This window comes from Rhizobium rosettiformans (genome assembly GCF_016806065.1).
Classification (GTDB): Bacteria; Pseudomonadota; Alphaproteobacteria; order Rhizobiales; family Rhizobiaceae; genus Allorhizobium.
This window is the reverse complement of sequence record NZ_CP032405.1, coordinates 915,676-932,720: the sequence shown is the minus strand read 5'-3', so window position 1 is coordinate 932,720 and position 17,045 is coordinate 915,676. Positions and strand designations below refer to the sequence as shown.

The following is a 17,045-nucleotide window of genomic DNA, read 5'->3' as shown; positions in this document are numbered from 1 at the left end:
TGCCATGGCTTGACGCTAGCCCTCTATATGTCAATAGGTCATGAAACAGTCGTGAACAGGCCGATGACCGAAACGATCCTCAACCTTGCTCCCAGTCTGGGTGTGCGTGCCAAGACGGCGCTCGGCAAACGCAATCTTGTTCTCGTTGGTCTGATGGGGGCCGGCAAGTCGGCGATCGGCCGGATTGTCGCGCAGCAACTCGGTCTCCCCTTCATCGACACCGATACGGAGATCGAGCGGGTGTCGCGGATGACGATCGCCGAGCTCTTTGCTGCCTATGGCGAAGAAGAGTTCCGCGCGCTCGAAACCCGTGTCATCAAGCGCCTGCTGCGCACGGGCCCGCGTGTCGTCTCCACCGGCGGCGGCGCCTTCATCAACGAGAGGACCCGCAAGCAGATCGAGCGTGGTGGGCTTTCGGTGTGGCTCAATGCCGATCTCGACGTTCTCTGGGAGCGGGTGAACAAGCGCGATCACCGGCCTCTGCTGAAGACCGAAAACCCGAAGCAGACGTTGAAGGATCTGATGGACAAGCGATATCCGATCTATGCGCTAGCGGATATCACGGTCCAGTCGCGTGACGTGCGTAAGGAAGTGATCGCCAACGAGGTCTTGACCTCGGTGATCGAACATATCGGCAAGGACAAGACGCAATGACGAAGGTCGAGACCCTGGAACGCCTGGTGCATGTGCCCTTGGGTGAGCGCTCTTATGACATTCTCATCGGGCCTGGCCTGATGGCGCGTGCCGGCGGCGAAATCTCGACCCGCATCAAGGGTCGCCGTGCCGCCATCGTCACCGACGAGAATGTCGGTGCGCGCTATCTCGATGGGCTGATGGACAGTCTGCAGACCGATGGCATCGAGGCAGTCTCGGTCACGCTTCCCGCCGGCGAGAAGACCAAGAGCTTCGACTATCTCACCAAGGTCTGCGACGTGCTGCTTGAAGCGCGCATCGAGCGCAATGATACGGTGATTGCGCTCGGCGGCGGCGTTATCGGCGATCTCACCGGCTTTGCCGCCGGCATCGTCCGGCGTGGTGTGCGTTTCGTGCAGATCCCGACCTCGCTGCTCTCGCAGGTCGACAGCTCCGTTGGCGGCAAGACCGGCATCAATGCGCGGCAGGGCAAGAACCTTGTCGGCATCTTCAATCAGCCGGATCTGGTGCTCGCCGATACCGACGTGCTCGACACGCTGTCTGAGCGCGAATTTCGCGCCGGTTATGCGGAAGTGGCGAAATATGGCCTGATCGACAAGCCTGACTTTTTTGAATGGCTGGAAAAGAACTGGCGCGAGGTTTTTGCCGGCGGTGCTGCCCGTATCGAGGCGATCGCCGTCTCCTGTCAGGCCAAGGCCGACGTGGTCGCTGCCGACGAGCGCGAAAACGGGCGCCGTGCGCTCCTCAATCTCGGCCATACTTTCGGCCATGCGCTGGAAGCCGCGACCCAGTATGACAGTAGCCGGCTCGTGCATGGCGAGGGGGTTTCGATCGGCATGGTGCTCGCGCATCGCTTCTCGGCGCGCATGAACCTCGCCAGTCCAGATCTCGCGGATCGCGTAGAGGCGCATCTGAAGGCTGTCGGCCTGCCCACCCGGATGGATCAGATCCCCGGCGAATTGCCGCCAACCGGTGTCCTGATGGATGCCATCGCCCAGGACAAGAAGGTCAAGAGCGGTCAGCTCACCTTCATCCTCACCCGTGGTCTCGGCCAATCCTTCGTCGCCGACGACGTACCGGCATCGGAAGTTCAGCGTTTCATCGAGGAGATGCGCCCATCATGATCGAGCAAATCCTGGCCGGCCTTGCCGAGTACTGGCTCACCATCCTCGCCATCTTTCTGTTGATCTGTTGCTCAGGCTTCTTTTCCGGGTCGGAGACGGCGCTGACCGCCACGTCGCGCGCGCGCATGCACACGCTCGAGGTCAATGGAGACGATCGTGCAGGCGTGGTGAATATGCTGATCGAACGGCGCGACCGCCTGATTGGTGCATTGTTGATCGGCAACAACCTGGTCAATATTCTTGCCTCGTCGCTGACGACGAGCCTGTTTCTCGGCCTGTTCGGCGATTCCGGTGTTGCCATCGCCACGCTGCTGATGACCGTTCTTCTCGTCATCTTTTCGGAAGTGCTGCCGAAGAGCTGGGCGATCTCCGCGCCCGAGCGCTTTGCCCTCGTCGTTGCGCCACTCGTCCGGCCCTTCGTGGCCATCGTCGGTCCGCTCTCCAGCTTCGTCAACTGGATCGTCCGCAAGCTACTCGGCCTGTTCGGCGTCTCGATTTCGGGCGAAGCCTCCATGCTGTCTGCGCATGAAGAACTGCGCGGCGCCGTGGCGCTCCTGCACCGCGAGGGATCGGTGATCAAGGCCGACCGCGACCGCCTCGGCGGTGTCCTCGATCTCGGCGAGCTCGAAGTCTCCGACATCATGATCCACCGCACGGCCATGCGGGCCGTCAATGCCGACGAACCGCCGGAAACCGCGATCCGCAACATTCTCGAAAGTCCTTACACCCGCATGCCGGTCTGGCGTGGCTCGACCGATAACATCATCGGTGTGATCCATGCCAAGGACCTGATCCGCGCACTCGCCGAGCCGAATGTCGAGCCGCAGGACATCGACATCGTCAAGGTCGCCCAGAAGCCGTGGTTCGTGCCCGATACCACCAACCTCAAGGACCAGCTCAACGCCTTCCTGCGCCGCAAGACCCATTTTGCCGTCGTCGTCGACGAATATGGCGAAGTGCAGGGTGTGGTGACGCTCGAAGACATTCTCGAGGAAATCGTCGGCGACATCTCCGACGAACACGATCTCGAGATCCAGGGCGTGCGTCAGGACAGCGACGGCTCGATCGTCGTCGATGGCGGGGTGCCGATCCGTGACCTCAACCGTGCCATGGACTGGCTGCTGCCGGACGAGGAGGCCACCACGATTGCCGGTCTCGTCATCCACGAGTCGAAGTCGATCCCCGAGGAGCGCCAGGCCTTCACCTTCTACGGCAAGCGTTTCATCGTCTTGAAGCGGGAGAAGAACCGCATCACGCGTCTGCGCATCCGGCCGATCGACGCGGCCGAGCCGCAGGTCTGATCTTAGCCGAAGACTACCAGCGTGTGGGCTCGCCGGGGGCGGCGGGCTCGATGGCCAGCGCATGCAGGCCGGCGTCCAGTTCTGGTTTCAGCAGATCGGTCACGGCCCTGTGGCGCGCGAGCCGTGTCATGCCGGCAAAGGCGGATGCGACGATGCGAACACGCATATGTGTCTCGCCGGTGCCGGTGATGTCAGGCTGATGACCCGCATGGTGATGGCTCTCGTCAATCACGACAAGGCGTTCGGGGCTGAAAGCCTCCGTCAGACGGGTCTCAATCCGGCTCTTTACCGACATGGTCTGCCTCTTTCTGCTGCTTCGCAAAACGCCCCACAAAGCGCGCAACAAACCGGTTTGTCAATTCTTGTCCGACCCCTTCCTGCGCCCCATAATTAGCGCATGAAACTCGACTCGAAATATTTCGACGGGATACGTACCCGGCGAAAGCGGGCAGCGGAGCCCGAACCATCCAAACCTGTGTGTCAATGGGACGGCTGCGACAAGCCGGGGGCCCATCGCGCACCCGTGGGCCGCCATGCCGAAGGCCAGTTCTTCCTGTTCTGCTTCGAGCACGTGAAGGACTACAACAAGGGCTATAACTACTTCTCCGGCCTCTCGGACACCGAGATCGCGCGTTACCAGAAGGAGGCGATCACCGGTCATCGCCCCACCTGGACCGTGGGGGTCAACAAGGCGGCGAAGGCGAGCCCGCTTCATTCCACCATGCGTTCCGGTTCGGCTGCGTCGCAGGCGCGCATGAAGGACCCGTTCGGCTTCGTGCAGCAAGGGCGCGGCGGTGCGTCGCGCTATCAGGCGGCGGATCGGAAATTGAAGACGCTGGAGGCAAAAGCGCTGGATACGCTTGGGCTTACCGTCAGCTCCACGCCGACCGACATCAAGACCCGCTACAAGGAGCTTGTAAAAAAACACCATCCCGACGCAAATGGCGGAGACAGGGCTTCGGAAGAGCGTTTTCGCGCTGTTATTGAAGCCTACAAATTGTTAAAGCAGGCCGGTTTCTGTTAATCCGAACACACAGCAGCGATGAGATGCGGCCGGTCGGTGGCGCCCGGCATGGAGAAACGATGAGCAAAATTGATCTTGATATTACCAATCTCCCCGACACCACCGTGTCGGTGCGCGACGTGTTTGGTATCGACAGTGACATCCGGGTGCCTGCCTATTCCAAGGGTGACGCCTATGTCCCGGATCTTGATCCGGACTATCTCTTCGACCGTGAAACCACGCTCGCCATCCTCGCCGGTTTTGCGCATAACCGCCGCGTCATGGTCTCCGGCTTCCACGGCACGGGCAAGTCGACGCATATTGAGCAGGTCGCAGCCCGCCTCAACTGGCCTTGCGTGCGCGTCAACCTCGACAGCCATGTCAGCCGTATCGATCTCGTCGGCAAGGACGCCATCGTCCTCAAGGACGGCAAGCAGATCACCGAATTCAAGGACGGCATCCTGCCCTGGGCCTACCAGCACAATGTCGCGCTCGTCTTCGACGAATACGATGCCGGTCGTCCTGACGTCATGTTCGTCATTCAGCGCGTTCTGGAAAGCTCGGGCCGCCTGACCCTGCTCGACCAGAGCCGCGTCATCCGTCCGCATCCCGCCTTCCGTATTTTCGCGACCGCCAATACGGTTGGTCTCGGCGACACGACCGGCCTCTATCACGGCACGCAGCAGATCAACCAGGCGCAGATGGACCGCTGGTCCATCGTCACCACGCTCAACTACCTGCCGCATGACAAGGAAGTCGATATCGTTTCCGCCAAGGTGAAGAGCTTCGGTTCCACCGCCGAGGGTCGTGACACGGTTTCGCGCATGGTGCGCCTTGCCGATCTGACGCGTGCCGCCTTCGTCAACGGCGATCTGTCGACCGTCATGAGCCCGCGTACCGTTATCACCTGGGCCGAGAACGCCGAGATCTTCGGCGATGTCGCTTTCGCGTTCCGCGTCACCTTCCTCAACAAGTGCGATGAACTTGAGCGCACACTGGTGGCCGAGCAGTATCAGCGCGCCTTCGGCGTGGAACTCAAGGAAAGTGCGGCCAATATCGTACTCGGCGCATAAGGACTGAGAAGCATGGCAGGGCGCGGCGATAATTCGAAGGCGAGAGCCGGCGGCGGGGTGGATACGGAGCCGATGCGTCGTGCCATCACCGGCTGCGTCCGCTCGATCGCGGGTGATCCGCAGGTCGAGGTGGCCTTTGCCAATGATCGCCCGGGGATTGCCGGCGAGCGCATCCGCCTGCCGGAACTGTCCAAGCGTCCGACCGCCCATGAGCTTGCCGTGACCCGCGGTCTCGGCGATTCCATGGCGCTCAGGCTCGCCTGCCATGACCAGAAGGTCCATGCCAGCATGGCGCCGCAGGGGGCCGATGCGCGCGCCATCTTCGATGCGGTCGAGCAGGCACGCGTGGAATCGCTTGGTTCGCTGCGCATGCCGGGTGTGGCCTCCAACATTCAGTCGATGAACACCGAGAAATACGCGAAAGCCAATTTCTCGACCATCAGCCGTCAGGAAGATGCGCCAATCGGCGAAGCCGTTGCCATGTTGGTGCGCGAGAAGCTCACCGGTCAGAAGGCCCCGGAATCGGCAGGCAAGGTGCTCGACCTCTGGCGCCCCTTCATCGAGGACAAGGCCGGTGCCGACCTCGACAATCTCTCGTCCGTCATTGAAGACCAGCAGGCCTTTTCCCGCGTGATCCGCCACATGCTGTCGGCCATGGAGATGGCCGAGGATATGGGCGACGACCAGGAGCAGAGTGAGGACGAGCAGTCCACCGATGAGGAGCAGCCGCGCAGCGGCGAGCAGGATCAGGAGACGTCGGAAGACGAAGCCGGTCAGGACTCCGCACCCGCCGAGGAAAGCGAAGCTTCGCAGGAACAGCTCGACGACGGCGAGATGGACGGTGCCGAGATCTCTGAAGAGGAGATGTCGGACGAGGGCGACGATGATAGCGAGACGCCCGGCGAGATGCGCCGTCCGGCGACCCCCTTCGATGATTTCAACGAGAAGGTCGACTACAAGATCTTCACCCAGGAATTCGACGAGGAAATCACCGCCGAAGAGCTCTGCGACGAGGCGGAGCTGGAACGGCTGCGTGCCTTCCTCGACAAGCAGCTTGCGCATCTTCAGGGTGCCGTGGGCCGGCTCGCAAACCGCCTGCAGCGCCGCCTGATGGCGCAGCAGAACCGCTCCTGGGACTTCGATCTGGAAGAGGGTTATCTTGATCCGGCGCGTCTCACCCGCCTGATCATCGACCCTATGCAGCCGCTCTCCTTCAAGAAGGAGAAGGACACCAAGTTCCGCGATACTGTGGTGACGCTCGTCATCGACAATTCCGGCTCGATGCGCGGCCGTCCGATCACGGTTGCCGCCTCCTGCGCCGATATTCTTGCGCGCACGCTCGAGCGTTGCGGCGTCAAGGTCGAGATCCTCGGCTTCACCACCAAGGCCTGGAAGGGCGGACAGTCCAGAGAGAAGTGGCTCGCGGGCGGCAAGCCGCCGGCGCCCGGCCGCCTCAACGATTTGCGCCACATCATCTACAAGTCGGCAGACGCCCCCTGGCGCCGGTCGCGCCGCAATCTCGGCCTGATGATGCGTGAGGGCCTGCTCAAGGAAAACATCGACGGTGAGGCTCTGATGTGGGCGCATAACCGCCTGATCGGCCGCCGTGAGCAGCGCAAGATCCTGATGATGATCTCGGACGGCGCCCCGGTCGACGATTCGACGCTGTCGGTGAACCCCGGCAATTATCTTGAGCGGCATCTGCGCGCCGTGATCGAGCAGATCGAGACGAAGTCTCCGGTCGAACTGCTCGCGATCGGTATCGGTCACGATGTCACGCGCTACTATCGCCGCGCCGTCACCATCGTTGATGCCGACGAACTGGCGGGCGCGATGACCGAACAGCTTGCCTCGCTCTTTGAAGAGCAGCCCTCCGGCGGCAGCGGCCGGGCGCGTCTGCGTGCCTGAGCGCTCAACCTATCGGCGCCGCCTCGGCCTGAGCTGTGCGCTGGCTGGCCTCCTTGCACTCTCCGCCTGTACGCCTGCGGTCATTCCCGCCGGTGAGACCTTGTCCATCCCGGTCGACAGCCGTGTGATTACCCAGCTCGGTGGCAACCCGACCATGGCGCCGGAGCTGACCTTCCTAGGGGGTGTCGAGCTCTCATCCTCCGAGCCGCTGTTTGGTGCCTTTTCGTCGATCCGGTTCCTGGACGACAAGCGCTTCCTCGGCGTGTTCGACACCGGCTACTGGATCGAGGGGCAGATCAGGCGCGATGCCGAGGGTCTGCTTGCCGGCATCGAGACTGTGAAGCTGGCGCCGCTTCTCGACGCATCCGGGCGCGAAAGCCCCTCCAAGTTCCACGTCGATGCGGAGAGCCTTGTCGTGGACGGTGATCGCGCCTTCGTCGGTTTTGAACAGCGTCACCGCGTCGTGTCCTATGAACCCCTGTCCGACCTCGGCAAAGCAGTGCCGTCGGAGCCGCTCGCCTTCCCCTTCGATCTCGATGTCCTGCGCAGCAATGGCGGTCTGGAGTCGCTGGTGCTTGCCGAAAAGGACGGTCCGCTCGGTGGTGCGCTGGTCGCGATTTCGGAGAAGAGCTACGACGACAACGGCAATATCTATGCGGCCATCCTCGGCGGTCCGCTTGCCGGCGAATTTCGCGTGCGTCCGCGTGACGACTTCGACATCACCGATGCGACTTTCCTGCCGGATGGGGATCTCCTGCTGCTCGAGCGCCGCTTCACCATCGCCAGAGGTGTGGGCATGCGTTTGCGCCGCGTCGATGGGGACAGCATTCGACCGGATGCTGTTCTTGATGGCGAGATCCTGTTCGAGGCCAATTACCGATCGCAGATCGACAATATGGAAGGCATCGATGCCATCCCCGAGCCCAACGGCTCCGTTCGGCTGATCGTCGTCTCCGACGACAACCATTCGATCCTGCAGCGGACCTTGATGCTGGAATTCCGGCTCTCCGCGCCTCAGTCCTGACGTCTTCAACCTGGAAAACGAAACAGCCCCGGTTTCCCGAGGCTGTTGTCGATCTCTTGAATTCGCTGCTGTCAGGCCGTGCGCGACGCTGTCGGCATGGGCCGGACGACACTCATCAGCGCGCCGTAGGGCAGGAGCATGATGAAGCCGATCAGCATCTTCACGCCGAAGTCGGCGATCGCCCAGGAGATCCAGCGTGGCGCTTCTGTCGACATCACGCCGAGGATCGGGGCTGCGGCAATCGCGAAGTCGTCGTTCGGGCCGATGAAGCCGAAGACGGGTGCGAAGGACAGGGAGAAGAAGATGATCGTGTCGAGCACGGAGCCGATCAGCGAGCCCATCAGCGGCGCCTTCCACCAGGTCTGCTGGCGCAGCCGGTTGAAAATCGAGATGTCGAGCAACTGGCCGACGAGGAAGGCCGAGCCCGATGCGATCGCGATGCGCGGCGTGGCGAGCAGGATCGACAAGAGAACGCCTGCGATGAAGCCGACGAGCACGACGCGGCGCGCAACCTGAGGGCCGAACTGACGGTTGGTCAGGTCGGTGACGAGGAAGGCGATCGGATAGGTGAAGGCACCGAAGGTCAGGAGGTCGGCAAGATTGATGCCGGCCAGAACGCCATCGACCGGGTGCTGGACGAGGAAGTTCGAGGCGACGACGATTGTCGTCATCAGCAGGCTGTAGGCAAAGAAATAGCGCTTGTTCAGCATTTTTTTATCCTGGGTGATGCCACCAGTTGGAGGGACAATACTGTAAAAAGGACGGGTGCAATGCCAGGCATTTCACATGCATTGACATTCCAAACGAAAAGGCTTGCCCGGCGAACCGGTCAAGCCTTTCGAAAGTCTGGCCGAATGACGCTATTAAGCGGCTTCAGCGGTCTTCTTGACGATCTGGCGACGCAGCAGACGAGCGCGCATGCTCAGTTCGTTTTCAGAAGCCTTGATCAGGAATGCATCGAGACCACCGCGATGCTCGACCGTGCGCAGGGCAGCAGCCGAAACGCGCAGGCGGAAGCGCTGGTTCAGAGCGTCCGAGATCAGCGTGACGTCGCACAGGTTCGGCAGGAACCGGCGCTTGGTCTTGTTGTTCGCGTGGCTCACGTTGTTGCCCGACTGGACGCCCTTGCCGGTCAATTCGCAACTGCGGGACATGGTACACCTATTGTTTTTCTAGGCCATCGCATCGCTTCCGGCCAAATGCCGGCGAGGCAATCCAACAGCGTCTGATTGGAAAGTTGCGGTTCTATAGTCAGTGAGAACCGGCGCGTCAAGCCAAACCTTGGATTTTCCGGGCGCCAGGGCAGGTGTAGGATATTTTCTTGCCACAGTCCACGGCGAGTATGCATCTTCCAGACGCCGGTCCGCCGGCATTCCCATGATGGAGATGGCATTTGCGTCCGACCGGCTTCCTTACCGCCTTCCTCGTCCTTGCCGCCGGTGGCGCCGGGGCTGCCGATTATCGCTACGACACATCCTACAAGGTTTCTCTCGGCGTCTTGCCGATTGCGCGCATGACCTTTCAGACGGCCGTCGAAAACGAGCGATACACGATTTCCGGCCAGTTTCATTCGTCGAGCCTCGTCGACATCGTGCGCGAGGTGTCTGCCGACAGCACCGTGTCCGGTCGCATGTCCGGCGGGAGCATGAACCCGGAGCGCTATGTGCTCGACTACAAGAGCGGCAAGCGGAAACATACCTACGAGGTGCTTTTCGCTGGCGGTAATGTGGTGGAAACCAAGGTCACACCGGAGCGGCCGAAACCGGATACCTGGGTGCACGTCCAACCCGGTGACCTGAAGTCGGTCCTCGATCCGATCGGCGCTCTCCTCATCCCCGGCAATTCCGATGTCTGCGGCCAGACCCTGCCCGTCTATGACGGCGAAAGCCGCATGGATCTCGTTCTCTCGCCGAACCGCTCCGCAACCTTCTCCGCCGGCAGTGCCAAGGGCGAGGCCATCGTCTGTTCGGTCCGCTACGTGCCGAAGTCCGGTTACCGCCAGGGCCGCAAGGACATCGAATATCTGAAGTCGGTGAGCGGCATGGAGATCTGGTTTGCCAAGACTGCGACGCTGCAGCTATATGCACCTGTCTATGCGCGGATCCCGACCCGCTACGGAACCGTGCATGTGACGGCAGAGAAGTTCGACGGCTAGTTTCAGCGGGCGAGCCCCGCATCAGGGGATTTCATGAAGACCAAGGCAACGCTGATCGGGTTCACTGCGATCCTGATGTGGTCCTTTCTTGCGCTGATGACGGCGGCCTCGGGCACCATGCCGCCCTTCCAGCTTTCGGCCGTCACCTTTGCGATCGGCAGCCTGCCCGGCATCCTGTTGTTCATCGCCAAACCGGAGCGGTTGAAGGAGCTCCGCCAGCCGCCGAAGGTCTGGCTCGCCGGCGTCGGTGGCCTCTTCGGCTATCATTTTCTCTATTTCACCGCACTCCGGAATGCCCCGGCCGTCGAGGCCGGGCTGATCGCCTATCTCTGGCCGCTTCTGATCGTCGTCGGCTCGGCGCTCCTGCCGGGCGAAAGGCTCGGCTGGCACCATATCGTCGGCGCGCTGTGTGGCCTTGCCGGAACCGCGCTCATTGTCGGCAAGAACGGCTTCGCCTTTGATCCGGCCTATAGCCTCGGCTATTTCACCGCCTTGCTCTGCGCCTTCACCTGGGCCGCCTATTCGCTGATCAGTCGCAAGTTCGAGAAGGTGTCGACCGATGTCGTCACCGGCTTCTGCCTTGCGACATCGGCTCTATCGCTTCTCTGCCATCTCGCGCTCGAAACCACCGTCTGGCCAGATACGATGGCGCAATGGGCCGCGGTGATCGGGCTTGGGCTGCTTCCGGTCGGGCTTGCCTTCTATGTCTGGGACTATGGGGTGAAGAACGGCGACATCCAGATCCTCGGTGTTTCCAGCTATGCCGCGCCGCTTCTGTCCACGCTGATCCTGATCATTTTTGGCTTTGGCGAGATTAGCGTCAGAATTGGCCTTTCATGCCTGCTTATCACAGGTGGCGCTGTGCTCGCGGCTCGCGATATGGTTTTCCGCAAATCGGAGCGCGCGACCTGACGGGAGATTGAATGGCCACTGCGACCGGCATCCTCTGGCTTTCGGTCGCGCTCGGTACCAGCTATCTCTGGATCCTGCCGCGGGAGAAAACAGTGTTCCGGGCCGTCTGGAAGACGTTGCCTGTCCTGCTTCTCGCTCTCTATGCCTATGCCGTCGGCGCCCATCCGCTGCTGGTTGCCGCCCTTTTGTTCGGAGCCCTTGGCGACTGGTCGCTCGCCTTTGAGGGAGACCGTGCCTTTGTCGGTGGTGTCGCCGCCTTCCTCTCAGCCCACATCGCCTATGTGGCCTTGCTCGCGACGCTCACCGACCTCGACATTGCCTTTGCCGATCCCTGGCGGGTGATCGCCGGCGCGCTTGTCGCGATCCTGACCTTCGGCGTGCTTGTGCGCATCTGGAAGCCTGCCGGACGACTGGCGCTGCCCATCGGCGTCTATGTCTTCTTGTTCATGGTGCTTGTTTGGCTGACGCTCGGCCTCGCCAATCCGCTAGCCTTTGTCGGCGCGGCGCTTTTCATCCTCTCGGATATCGTGCTGACGATCCGCAAATACTGGACGGGCCCCGATCATCCGATCGATGGCATGGCCGCCTATTTTGTCTGGGTGACCTATTATGCCGCGCAGGTGATCCTGACGCTGACGCTGTCCGAGGTCTGATTGGCGGGCTTATGCGCCCGGTGCCCAGCCTGGCGGCGCCATTTCGAAAGCGGAAAAGTCGAAGCCGGGCGCTACGGTGCAGCCGACAAGGGTAAACTCGCCGAGACTTTCCGCCGCCTGCCATTCATCGGCATCAATGATCGCCTGAGGACGCTGACCGGCTGCGAGATCGAGCCCCAGCACGACCGTCTCCTGCGTCACGCCGTCCTTCGAACGGTGCAGGGCAAGTGGCGCACCGGCATAGAAGTGCCAGGCCTCCGCGGCATCCTTGACCTTGTGCCAGTGAGACCGTTCGCCGGCCTGCAGGAGATAGTAGATCGCCGTTGAATGGCCCCGGGGCCCGCCGTGTTCGTCCCGATAGGTTTCCACATACCAGCCGCCCTCGGGATGGCGCTGCATGCCGAGGGTTTCGATGATATCGGCTGCCTGCATCAGAAAGAGTCCTTGCGCTTGCGGATTTCCGCGAAGACCTCGTCGTTAGTCGCGCCTTCCATGCCGAGCGTGCTCCGGATATCCGGGTCGCCGGCGCGCAGGAAGGGATTGGTTTCCTTCTCCAGGCCGATGGTCGTTGGAATGGTGAAGTCGCCGCGCTTGCGCTGCATTTCGATCAGTTCGGCGCGGGATCTGAGCCTTGCATTCTCCGGATCGACCGTCAGTGCGAAGCGGGCATTGGAGAGTGTGTATTCATGGCCGAAATAGACAATGGTCTCGTCGGGCAGCGCCGCAAGCTTCTGCAGGGAATGCCACATGTCGAGCGCGGATCGTTCGAAGAGACGCCCGCAGCCGAGGGCGAAGAGCGTGTCGGCGGCAAAGAGCAGCATATCCTCGGGCAGGTAGTAGCAGATGTGCCCCGCCGTGTGGCCCGGCGTCTCGATCACCCGCACCGGTCGCTTGGCAAAGGTGAACTCGTCTTCGTCGCCCACGGTGCGATCGATGCCGGGGATCACCGCCGCCTCGTTGCGCGGCCCGATGATCTCGCAGCCGTATTTTTCCTTCAATGCCAGATTGGCCTCGACATGGTCACCGTGGTGATGGGTCGTGAAGATATGAGTGATCGTCCAGCCCCGCTTCTCCGCCGATGCCACGATTGGACCGAATTCCGGTGCGTCGATCGACGCAGTCTCCCCGGTTTCCGGGCAATGCAGGAGCACGCCGAAGTTGTCACTTCGGCAGAGGAATACCTCGATCTGCAGTGATTTCATTGTCGACCCGCTTTTTATGTCCCACCTCGTTGCCGGGAATGTACCCTCTTGCAGCTTGAAGTCCAAGGATGGGCTGCTAACAATAAGTTCATGCATGTCGATATCGTCGATCTGAGGCAGTTTTATTATACGATGCTCGGCCGAGTGGCGGAGCAATCGGTTGCCTTGGCGATTTCCTCGGTCTGGGCGCGCCTGCCGCAGGAACGGCTTGTAGGCCTCGGCTACTGTATTCCCTTTCTCGAACGCTTCCGTGCCGACACCGAGCGCACCATGGCCTTCATGCCGGCAGGGCAGGGCGCGGTGAACTGGCCGGTCGGCGAACCCTCGGCCACGGCGCTGGTCTTCGACGAGGAACTGCCTCTACCCGATAGTTCGGTCGACCGCGTTCTCATGGTTCATTCCCTCGAATTCGCCGAGAATCCGCGCGAAACGCTGAAGGAAGTCTGGCGCGTGCTGGCACCCGGCGGCCGCCTCGTCATCGTCGTACCCAATCGTCGTGGTGTCTGGGCACGCATGGAGCACACGCCCTTCGGTTCGGGCCGTCCCTATTCGCGCGGCCAGCTCACCGCGCTGCTGCGCGAGACCAACTTCACACCCGGCGCTTCGGCAGAGGCCTTGTTCTTCCCGCCGTCGAAGATCCGTGCAGTCCTGCGCCTTCGCCGCGGCTTCGAGCGGCTTGGCCGGGTTCTCTGGCCGGCCTTTTCCGGTGTCATCGTCGTCGAGGCGCAGAAGCGGCTCTATCAGGGACTGCCCGTTGCCGCGCGTGCTTCGCGCCGCGTCTTTGCGCCGGTGCTCGCACCACAGGGCGTGCCGACGACCCGCAATCGGTCTCCCGAGGTCTGAAAAGCGTAGAGTGTCGGATGTCCCCTCGCCAGGCTGCGGCGCTCGCCAGCCTCGACAAAGCGCGTTTTCCGCAGTAATCCCAATCCCATGTGAAGGGGTGGCCTCTTGCCATCCGATGGCCGGGAATGCGCCTCATGAACGCCTCGACGAAGCCGACACCCCGTGCCGGGGTCATGGAGATCGCCGCCTATGTTCCTGGCAAGGACCATGCGGGCGGGGCTTCCCGCGTCTTCAAGCTGTCGTCCAATGAAACGCCGGTGGGTCCAAGCCCGAAGGCCATGGACGCTTTTCGAATGGCGGCTGAAACGCTTGAGATCTATCCCGACGGACAGGCGCGCGTGCTGCGTGATGCGATCGCCGAGGTGCATGGGCTTAACCCGGCCAACATCCTCTGCGGCAATGGTTCGGGCGAGTTGCTGGCTCTGCTCGCCAACATTTATCTCGGACCCGGCGACGAAGCCATCATCACCGAACATGGCTTCCTGCTCTACCGCATCCAGATCCTGGCTGCCGGCGGCACGCCCGTGACGGTCATGGAAACCGATCGGCGCGTCGACGTCGATGCGATCCTTGCCGCCGTCTCCGCGCGCACGAAGATCGTCTTCCTCACCAATCCCGGCAACCCGACCGGCACCTATGTGCCCTATGCCGATATCAAGCGGCTGCATGCGGAGCTTCCGCCGCATGTCATCCTCGTGCTCGACGCCGCCTATGCCGAATATGTCCGCCGCAACGATTATGAGGCCGGTATCGAGCTGGTCTCCGCCAACCGCAACGTCGTGATGACCCGGACCTTCGCCAAGGTCTATGGGCTGGCATCGTTGCGCATCGGCTGGATCTATGGCCCCGCCGAGATCATCGACACGATGAACCGGGTGCGCGGACCGTTCAACATCAACACACCGGCTCTGCTCGCCGGGGCTGCCGCCATGCGCGACCAGGCACATGTGGCGAAAGCCGTCGAACACAATCAAGTCTGGCTCGCGCGGGTGTCCGAGGCGCTTACCGCTCTCGGCCTGGAGGTTACGCCCTCGGTGACCAATTTCATCCTGATCCACTTCCCCGATCAGGACAGAAAGCGGGCATCCGATGCCGATGCTTTCCTGACAGAACGCGGCTTCGTCTTGCGCGCCGTCTCGTCCTATGGTTTTCCCAATGCACTCCGCATGACGATCGGTAGCGAGGAGGCCAATACCGGCGTGATCGCTACCCTCACCGAATTCATGGAACGCTCCTGATGTCTGAAATCCTGTTCGACCGCATCGCCCTGATCGGTATCGGCCTCATCGGCTCGTCGATCGCAAGGGACATCAAGAAGCTCGGCCTGGCCAAGGATGTGGTCATCTCGACCCGCAGCCCCGAGACGCTGAAGCGGGCGGAAGAACTGGAGCTCGGCACGGTTTATGTCGCCTCCGTAGCCGATGCCGTGAAGGATGCCGATCTGGTCATCGTCTCCGTGCCGGTCGGCGCCTCGGAAGCGGTGGCGCAGCAGATCGCACCCAACCTGAAACCCGGCGCCATCGTTACCGATGTCGGCTCGACCAAGGCATCCGTCATCGCGCAGATGGCGCCGCATATGCCAGACAACGTGCATTTCATTCCCGGACACCCGCTGGCGGGTACGGAGAAGTCTGGTCCCGACGCCGGCTTTCCAGGTCTCTTCAAGGGCCGCTGGTGCATCTTCACGCCGCTCGAAGGCACGGATGCTCAAGCGATGGCCCGTCTGCGCGGTTTCTGGGAGGCGCTGGGATCGATGTGTGACGAGATGGATCCGCAGCACCACGACAAGGTGCTCGCCATCGTTTCGCATTTGCCGCACATCATCGCCTACAACATCGTCGGCACGGCGGATGATCTGGAAGCGGTGACGGAATCGGAAGTCATCAAGTATTCCGCTTCGGGTTTCCGCGATTTCACGCGTCTGGCCGCCTCGGACCCGACCATGTGGCGGGATGTCTGCCTGCACAACAAGGATGCGATCCTGGAAATGCTGGCGCGCTTTTCGGAGGACCTTGCCTATCTGCAGCGGGCGATCCGCTGGGGCGAAGGGGACAAGCTGTTCGAACTCTTTTCGCGCACCCGCACCATACGCCGTTCCATCGTTCAGGCAGGCCAGGATGTCGACGTGCCGGACTTCGGCCGTCACGCGCTCGACAAGTGAGCCAATTCCGCCGCCTTAAAGCGGCGGGATCTGTCCAAGCGGAATGAAGCCAAGCGATGCCACCCCGTTCTGGATGGTGATCTCGGCTTCGCTGTCGTCCCGGCCGAAGGCGAGTGCCCGCAGCACGTTGGCGACATTGTCGATCATGCTGGCTTGTTCCGGATAGGCCGTCTTCATGGCATCGCGCCAGGCACGGACCTGTTCGACCTGCAGTTTGATCCGCCCCGAGATCAGGCCGTCCTCACCCACTTCGAAGGGGCCGCTCAGCGTCAGAACACGGCCTTCGCCCATGTCGACCACCATGCGGCGCACCTCGCCCCTGGTGCCGTAGAGCTTCTGCTCCTGCGCGACACGGGGATCGAGCAGTCCGCCCTTGTCGGCGAAGGTGGCGTCGAGGCTTGCCGAGATGGGCGGAAGCGCAATCTGGGTGCCGCCAATCGAGACCGACATATCGCGGACCAGCGTCGCATAATCGAGATTGCCTTCGTTCTGGCGGACATGCGACTGGGCGCTCGGCGCCGTCATCTGCACCTGCATGTTCGAGACCGTCGAGGTGACCGTCGCATTCAGCCCTTCCATCATCAGCGAACTGCGCGAAAGGCCCGACAGTCCGATGCGGAAGCTGGACTGCATGTTGGTCCAGTCGATGGCGGTGTTGAAGCCGAGCGCGGAGCGTATTTCCGCCGGGCCATCCAGCTCCCAGACGACATGGCCTGGGTTGTAGATCTGGGCTGCCGCGCGCATCGAGCCGAAGGAGGCGGCCACGCCCTGGAAGTGATCGTCGAAGGCAAGTCGCGTGCAGTTCAGCCGGAAGCGGAAGGGATAGCCGCCAAGCGTCGCGTCCTCGCAGGTCGCGGTGACGCCTGCCGGATTTCCGCCGCCGAAGAAGGTCAGAATGCGTTTCTTCAGAAATTCCGCAGCAAAATACCAGCCGACACTATAGACAGCGATGACGAGGACGATCAAAACGCCGAGCCGGACAACCTTTCGGCTGATCGTGCTTTCCGGCGCGGTCGACATGGCCATGGGATG

The 17,045-nt window shown here is 62.0% G+C and carries 19 protein-coding genes; 13 read left to right on the top strand and 6 right to left on the bottom strand.

Features of this window, described 5'->3' with window-relative positions; all coding sequences use genetic code 11:
- Window positions 1-63 precede the first annotated feature (63 nt).
- From D4A92_RS04480 to D4A92_RS04470, 3 genes are read left to right on the top strand one after another with little or no spacing between them, the layout of a single operon-like run.
- The gene (locus D4A92_RS04480; RefSeq protein WP_203018395.1) at window positions 64-654 is read left to right on the top strand and encodes a shikimate kinase; all 591 of its coding nucleotides are present in this window, start codon (window positions 64-66) and stop codon (window positions 652-654) included.
- Window positions 651-1,778, top strand: coding sequence for a 3-dehydroquinate synthase (gene aroB / locus D4A92_RS04475; RefSeq protein WP_203018394.1), 1,128 nt, complete (start codon window positions 651-653; stop codon window positions 1,776-1,778). Before D4A92_RS04480 ends, aroB begins: the two co-directional genes overlap by 4 nt.
- Window positions 1,775-3,079, top strand: a complete 1,305-nt coding sequence (locus tag D4A92_RS04470) for an HlyC/CorC family transporter (RefSeq protein ID WP_203018393.1) — start codon at window positions 1,775-1,777, stop codon at window positions 3,077-3,079. The genes aroB and D4A92_RS04470 overlap by 4 nt, the downstream gene beginning before the upstream one ends.
- Before the next feature lie 13 nt (window positions 3,080-3,092).
- Here the strand turns inward: D4A92_RS04470 and D4A92_RS04465 are convergent, their stop codons facing one another.
- Window positions 3,093-3,374 (bottom strand): BolA family protein, encoded by a 282-nt coding sequence (locus tag D4A92_RS04465; RefSeq protein ID WP_203018392.1) that lies wholly within the window; start codon window positions 3,372-3,374, stop codon window positions 3,093-3,095.
- Between the two features lie 102 nt (window positions 3,375-3,476).
- Here D4A92_RS04465 and D4A92_RS04460 point away from each other — a divergent pair, with 102 nt between their 5' ends.
- From D4A92_RS04460 to D4A92_RS04445, 4 genes are read left to right on the top strand one after another with little or no spacing between them, the layout of a single operon-like run.
- Window positions 3,477-4,103, top strand: coding sequence for a J domain-containing protein (locus tag D4A92_RS04460; RefSeq protein ID WP_203018390.1), 627 nt, complete (start codon window positions 3,477-3,479; stop codon window positions 4,101-4,103).
- Window positions 4,104-4,162: 59 nt separating this feature from the next.
- Window positions 4,163-5,155, top strand: coding sequence for a cobaltochelatase subunit CobS (cobS, locus tag D4A92_RS04455; RefSeq protein ID WP_203018389.1), 993 nt, complete (start codon window positions 4,163-4,165; stop codon window positions 5,153-5,155).
- Between the two features lie 12 nt (window positions 5,156-5,167).
- On the top strand, window positions 5,168-7,063 hold the full coding sequence (gene cobT / locus D4A92_RS04450) for a cobaltochelatase subunit CobT (RefSeq protein ID WP_203018388.1): 1,896 nt from the start codon (window positions 5,168-5,170) through the stop codon (window positions 7,061-7,063).
- Complete coding sequence (locus D4A92_RS04445; RefSeq protein WP_203018387.1) at window positions 7,056-8,087, top strand: esterase-like activity of phytase family protein; 1,032 nt, start codon at window positions 7,056-7,058, stop codon at window positions 8,085-8,087. Before cobT ends, D4A92_RS04445 begins: the two co-directional genes overlap by 8 nt.
- A 71-nt stretch (window positions 8,088-8,158) precedes the next feature.
- Here the strand turns inward: D4A92_RS04445 and D4A92_RS04440 are convergent, their stop codons facing one another.
- Entirely contained in the window at window positions 8,159-8,797 is a 639-nt protein-coding gene (locus D4A92_RS04440; protein WP_203018386.1) for a VUT family protein, read from the bottom strand.
- A gap of 153 nt (window positions 8,798-8,950) precedes the next feature.
- Complete coding sequence (rpmB, locus tag D4A92_RS04435) at window positions 8,951-9,241, bottom strand: 50S ribosomal protein L28 (RefSeq protein WP_166600339.1); 291 nt, start codon at window positions 9,239-9,241, stop codon at window positions 8,951-8,953.
- A 239-nt stretch (window positions 9,242-9,480) separates the two neighbouring features.
- Between rpmB and D4A92_RS04430 the strand changes: the two genes are divergently transcribed.
- From D4A92_RS04430 to D4A92_RS04420, 3 genes are read left to right on the top strand one after another with little or no spacing between them, the layout of a single operon-like run.
- On the top strand, window positions 9,481-10,242 hold the full coding sequence (locus tag D4A92_RS04430) for a DUF3108 domain-containing protein (RefSeq protein WP_203018385.1): 762 nt from the start codon (window positions 9,481-9,483) through the stop codon (window positions 10,240-10,242).
- Window positions 10,243-10,275: 33 nt separating this feature from the next.
- The gene (gene yddG / locus D4A92_RS04425) at window positions 10,276-11,154 is read left to right on the top strand and encodes an aromatic amino acid exporter YddG (protein ID WP_203018384.1); all 879 of its coding nucleotides are present in this window, start codon (window positions 10,276-10,278) and stop codon (window positions 11,152-11,154) included.
- A gap of 11 nt (window positions 11,155-11,165) precedes the next feature.
- A complete protein-coding gene (locus tag D4A92_RS04420) occupies window positions 11,166-11,807 on the top strand; it encodes a lysoplasmalogenase (RefSeq protein ID WP_203018383.1) in 642 nt (213 codons plus the stop codon).
- A 9-nt stretch (window positions 11,808-11,816) separates the two neighbouring features.
- Here D4A92_RS04420 and D4A92_RS04415 read toward each other — a convergent pair whose 3' ends face one another.
- Together D4A92_RS04415 and gloB are read right to left on the bottom strand one after the other, a co-directional pair.
- Window positions 11,817-12,239, bottom strand: a complete 423-nt coding sequence (locus D4A92_RS04415) for a cupin domain-containing protein (protein WP_203018382.1) — start codon at window positions 12,237-12,239, stop codon at window positions 11,817-11,819.
- Window positions 12,239-13,009 carry a hydroxyacylglutathione hydrolase gene (gene gloB / locus D4A92_RS04410; protein WP_203018381.1) on the bottom strand — a complete coding sequence of 257 codons (771 nt, stop codon included), beginning with the start codon at window positions 13,007-13,009 and terminating at the stop codon, window positions 12,239-12,241. Before gloB ends, D4A92_RS04415 begins: the two co-directional genes overlap by 1 nt.
- A gap of 90 nt (window positions 13,010-13,099) precedes the next feature.
- Between gloB and D4A92_RS04405 the strand changes: the two genes are divergently transcribed.
- The 3 genes from D4A92_RS04405 to D4A92_RS04395 all read left to right on the top strand — a co-directional run bounded on the left by D4A92_RS04405 (window position 13,100) and on the right by D4A92_RS04395 (window position 16,013).
- Window positions 13,100-13,852: a class I SAM-dependent methyltransferase gene (locus D4A92_RS04405; RefSeq protein WP_203018379.1), complete on the top strand. Its 753-nt coding sequence runs from the start codon at window positions 13,100-13,102 to the stop codon at window positions 13,850-13,852.
- Window positions 13,853-13,986: 134 nt separating this feature from the next.
- Window positions 13,987-15,090: a histidinol-phosphate transaminase gene (gene hisC, locus D4A92_RS04400; RefSeq protein WP_203018377.1), complete on the top strand. Its 1,104-nt coding sequence runs from the start codon at window positions 13,987-13,989 to the stop codon at window positions 15,088-15,090.
- On the top strand, window positions 15,090-16,013 hold the full coding sequence (locus D4A92_RS04395; protein ID WP_203018375.1) for a prephenate/arogenate dehydrogenase family protein: 924 nt from the start codon (window positions 15,090-15,092) through the stop codon (window positions 16,011-16,013). The genes hisC and D4A92_RS04395 overlap by 1 nt, the downstream gene beginning before the upstream one ends.
- Window positions 16,014-16,028: 15 nt before the next feature.
- Here the strand turns inward: D4A92_RS04395 and D4A92_RS04390 are convergent, their stop codons facing one another.
- Window positions 16,029-17,039, bottom strand: coding sequence for a DUF2125 domain-containing protein (locus D4A92_RS04390; RefSeq protein WP_203018373.1), 1,011 nt, complete (start codon window positions 17,037-17,039; stop codon window positions 16,029-16,031).
- Window positions 17,040-17,045 lie beyond the last annotated feature (6 nt).

What these genes read in the sequence shown, in the direction of transcription:
- D4A92_RS04480 (WP_203018395.1), top strand. Translation starts at nt 64, where the DNA reads ATGACCGAAACGATCCTCAACCTTGCTCCCAGTCTGGGTGTGCGTGCC.
- aroB (WP_203018394.1), top strand. Translation starts at nt 651, where the DNA reads ATGACGAAGGTCGAGACCCTGGAACGCCTGGTGCATGTGCCCTTGGGT.
- D4A92_RS04470 (WP_203018393.1), top strand. Translation starts at nt 1,775, where the DNA reads ATGATCGAGCAAATCCTGGCCGGCCTTGCCGAGTACTGGCTCACCATC.
- D4A92_RS04465 (WP_203018392.1), bottom strand. Translation starts at nt 3,374, where the DNA reads ATGTCGGTAAAGAGCCGGATTGAGACCCGTCTGACGGAGGCTTTCAGC.
- D4A92_RS04460 (WP_203018390.1), top strand. Translation starts at nt 3,477, where the DNA reads ATGAAACTCGACTCGAAATATTTCGACGGGATACGTACCCGGCGAAAG.
- cobS (WP_203018389.1), top strand. Translation starts at nt 4,163, where the DNA reads ATGAGCAAAATTGATCTTGATATTACCAATCTCCCCGACACCACCGTG.
- cobT (WP_203018388.1), top strand. Translation starts at nt 5,168, where the DNA reads ATGGCAGGGCGCGGCGATAATTCGAAGGCGAGAGCCGGCGGCGGGGTG.
- D4A92_RS04440 (WP_203018386.1), bottom strand. Translation starts at nt 8,797, where the DNA reads ATGCTGAACAAGCGCTATTTCTTTGCCTACAGCCTGCTGATGACGACA.
- rpmB (WP_166600339.1), bottom strand. Translation starts at nt 9,241, where the DNA reads ATGTCCCGCAGTTGCGAATTGACCGGCAAGGGCGTCCAGTCGGGCAAC.
- yddG (WP_203018384.1), top strand. Translation starts at nt 10,276, where the DNA reads ATGAAGACCAAGGCAACGCTGATCGGGTTCACTGCGATCCTGATGTGG.
- D4A92_RS04420 (WP_203018383.1), top strand. Translation starts at nt 11,166, where the DNA reads ATGGCCACTGCGACCGGCATCCTCTGGCTTTCGGTCGCGCTCGGTACC.
- D4A92_RS04415 (WP_203018382.1), bottom strand. Translation starts at nt 12,239, where the DNA reads ATGCAGGCAGCCGATATCATCGAAACCCTCGGCATGCAGCGCCATCCC.
- gloB (WP_203018381.1), bottom strand. Translation starts at nt 13,009, where the DNA reads ATGAAATCACTGCAGATCGAGGTATTCCTCTGCCGAAGTGACAACTTC.
- D4A92_RS04405 (WP_203018379.1), top strand. Translation starts at nt 13,100, where the DNA reads ATGCATGTCGATATCGTCGATCTGAGGCAGTTTTATTATACGATGCTC.
- hisC (WP_203018377.1), top strand. Translation starts at nt 13,987, where the DNA reads ATGAACGCCTCGACGAAGCCGACACCCCGTGCCGGGGTCATGGAGATC.
- D4A92_RS04395 (WP_203018375.1), top strand. Translation starts at nt 15,090, where the DNA reads ATGTCTGAAATCCTGTTCGACCGCATCGCCCTGATCGGTATCGGCCTC.
- D4A92_RS04390 (WP_203018373.1), bottom strand. Translation starts at nt 17,039, where the DNA reads ATGGCCATGTCGACCGCGCCGGAAAGCACGATCAGCCGAAAGGTTGTC.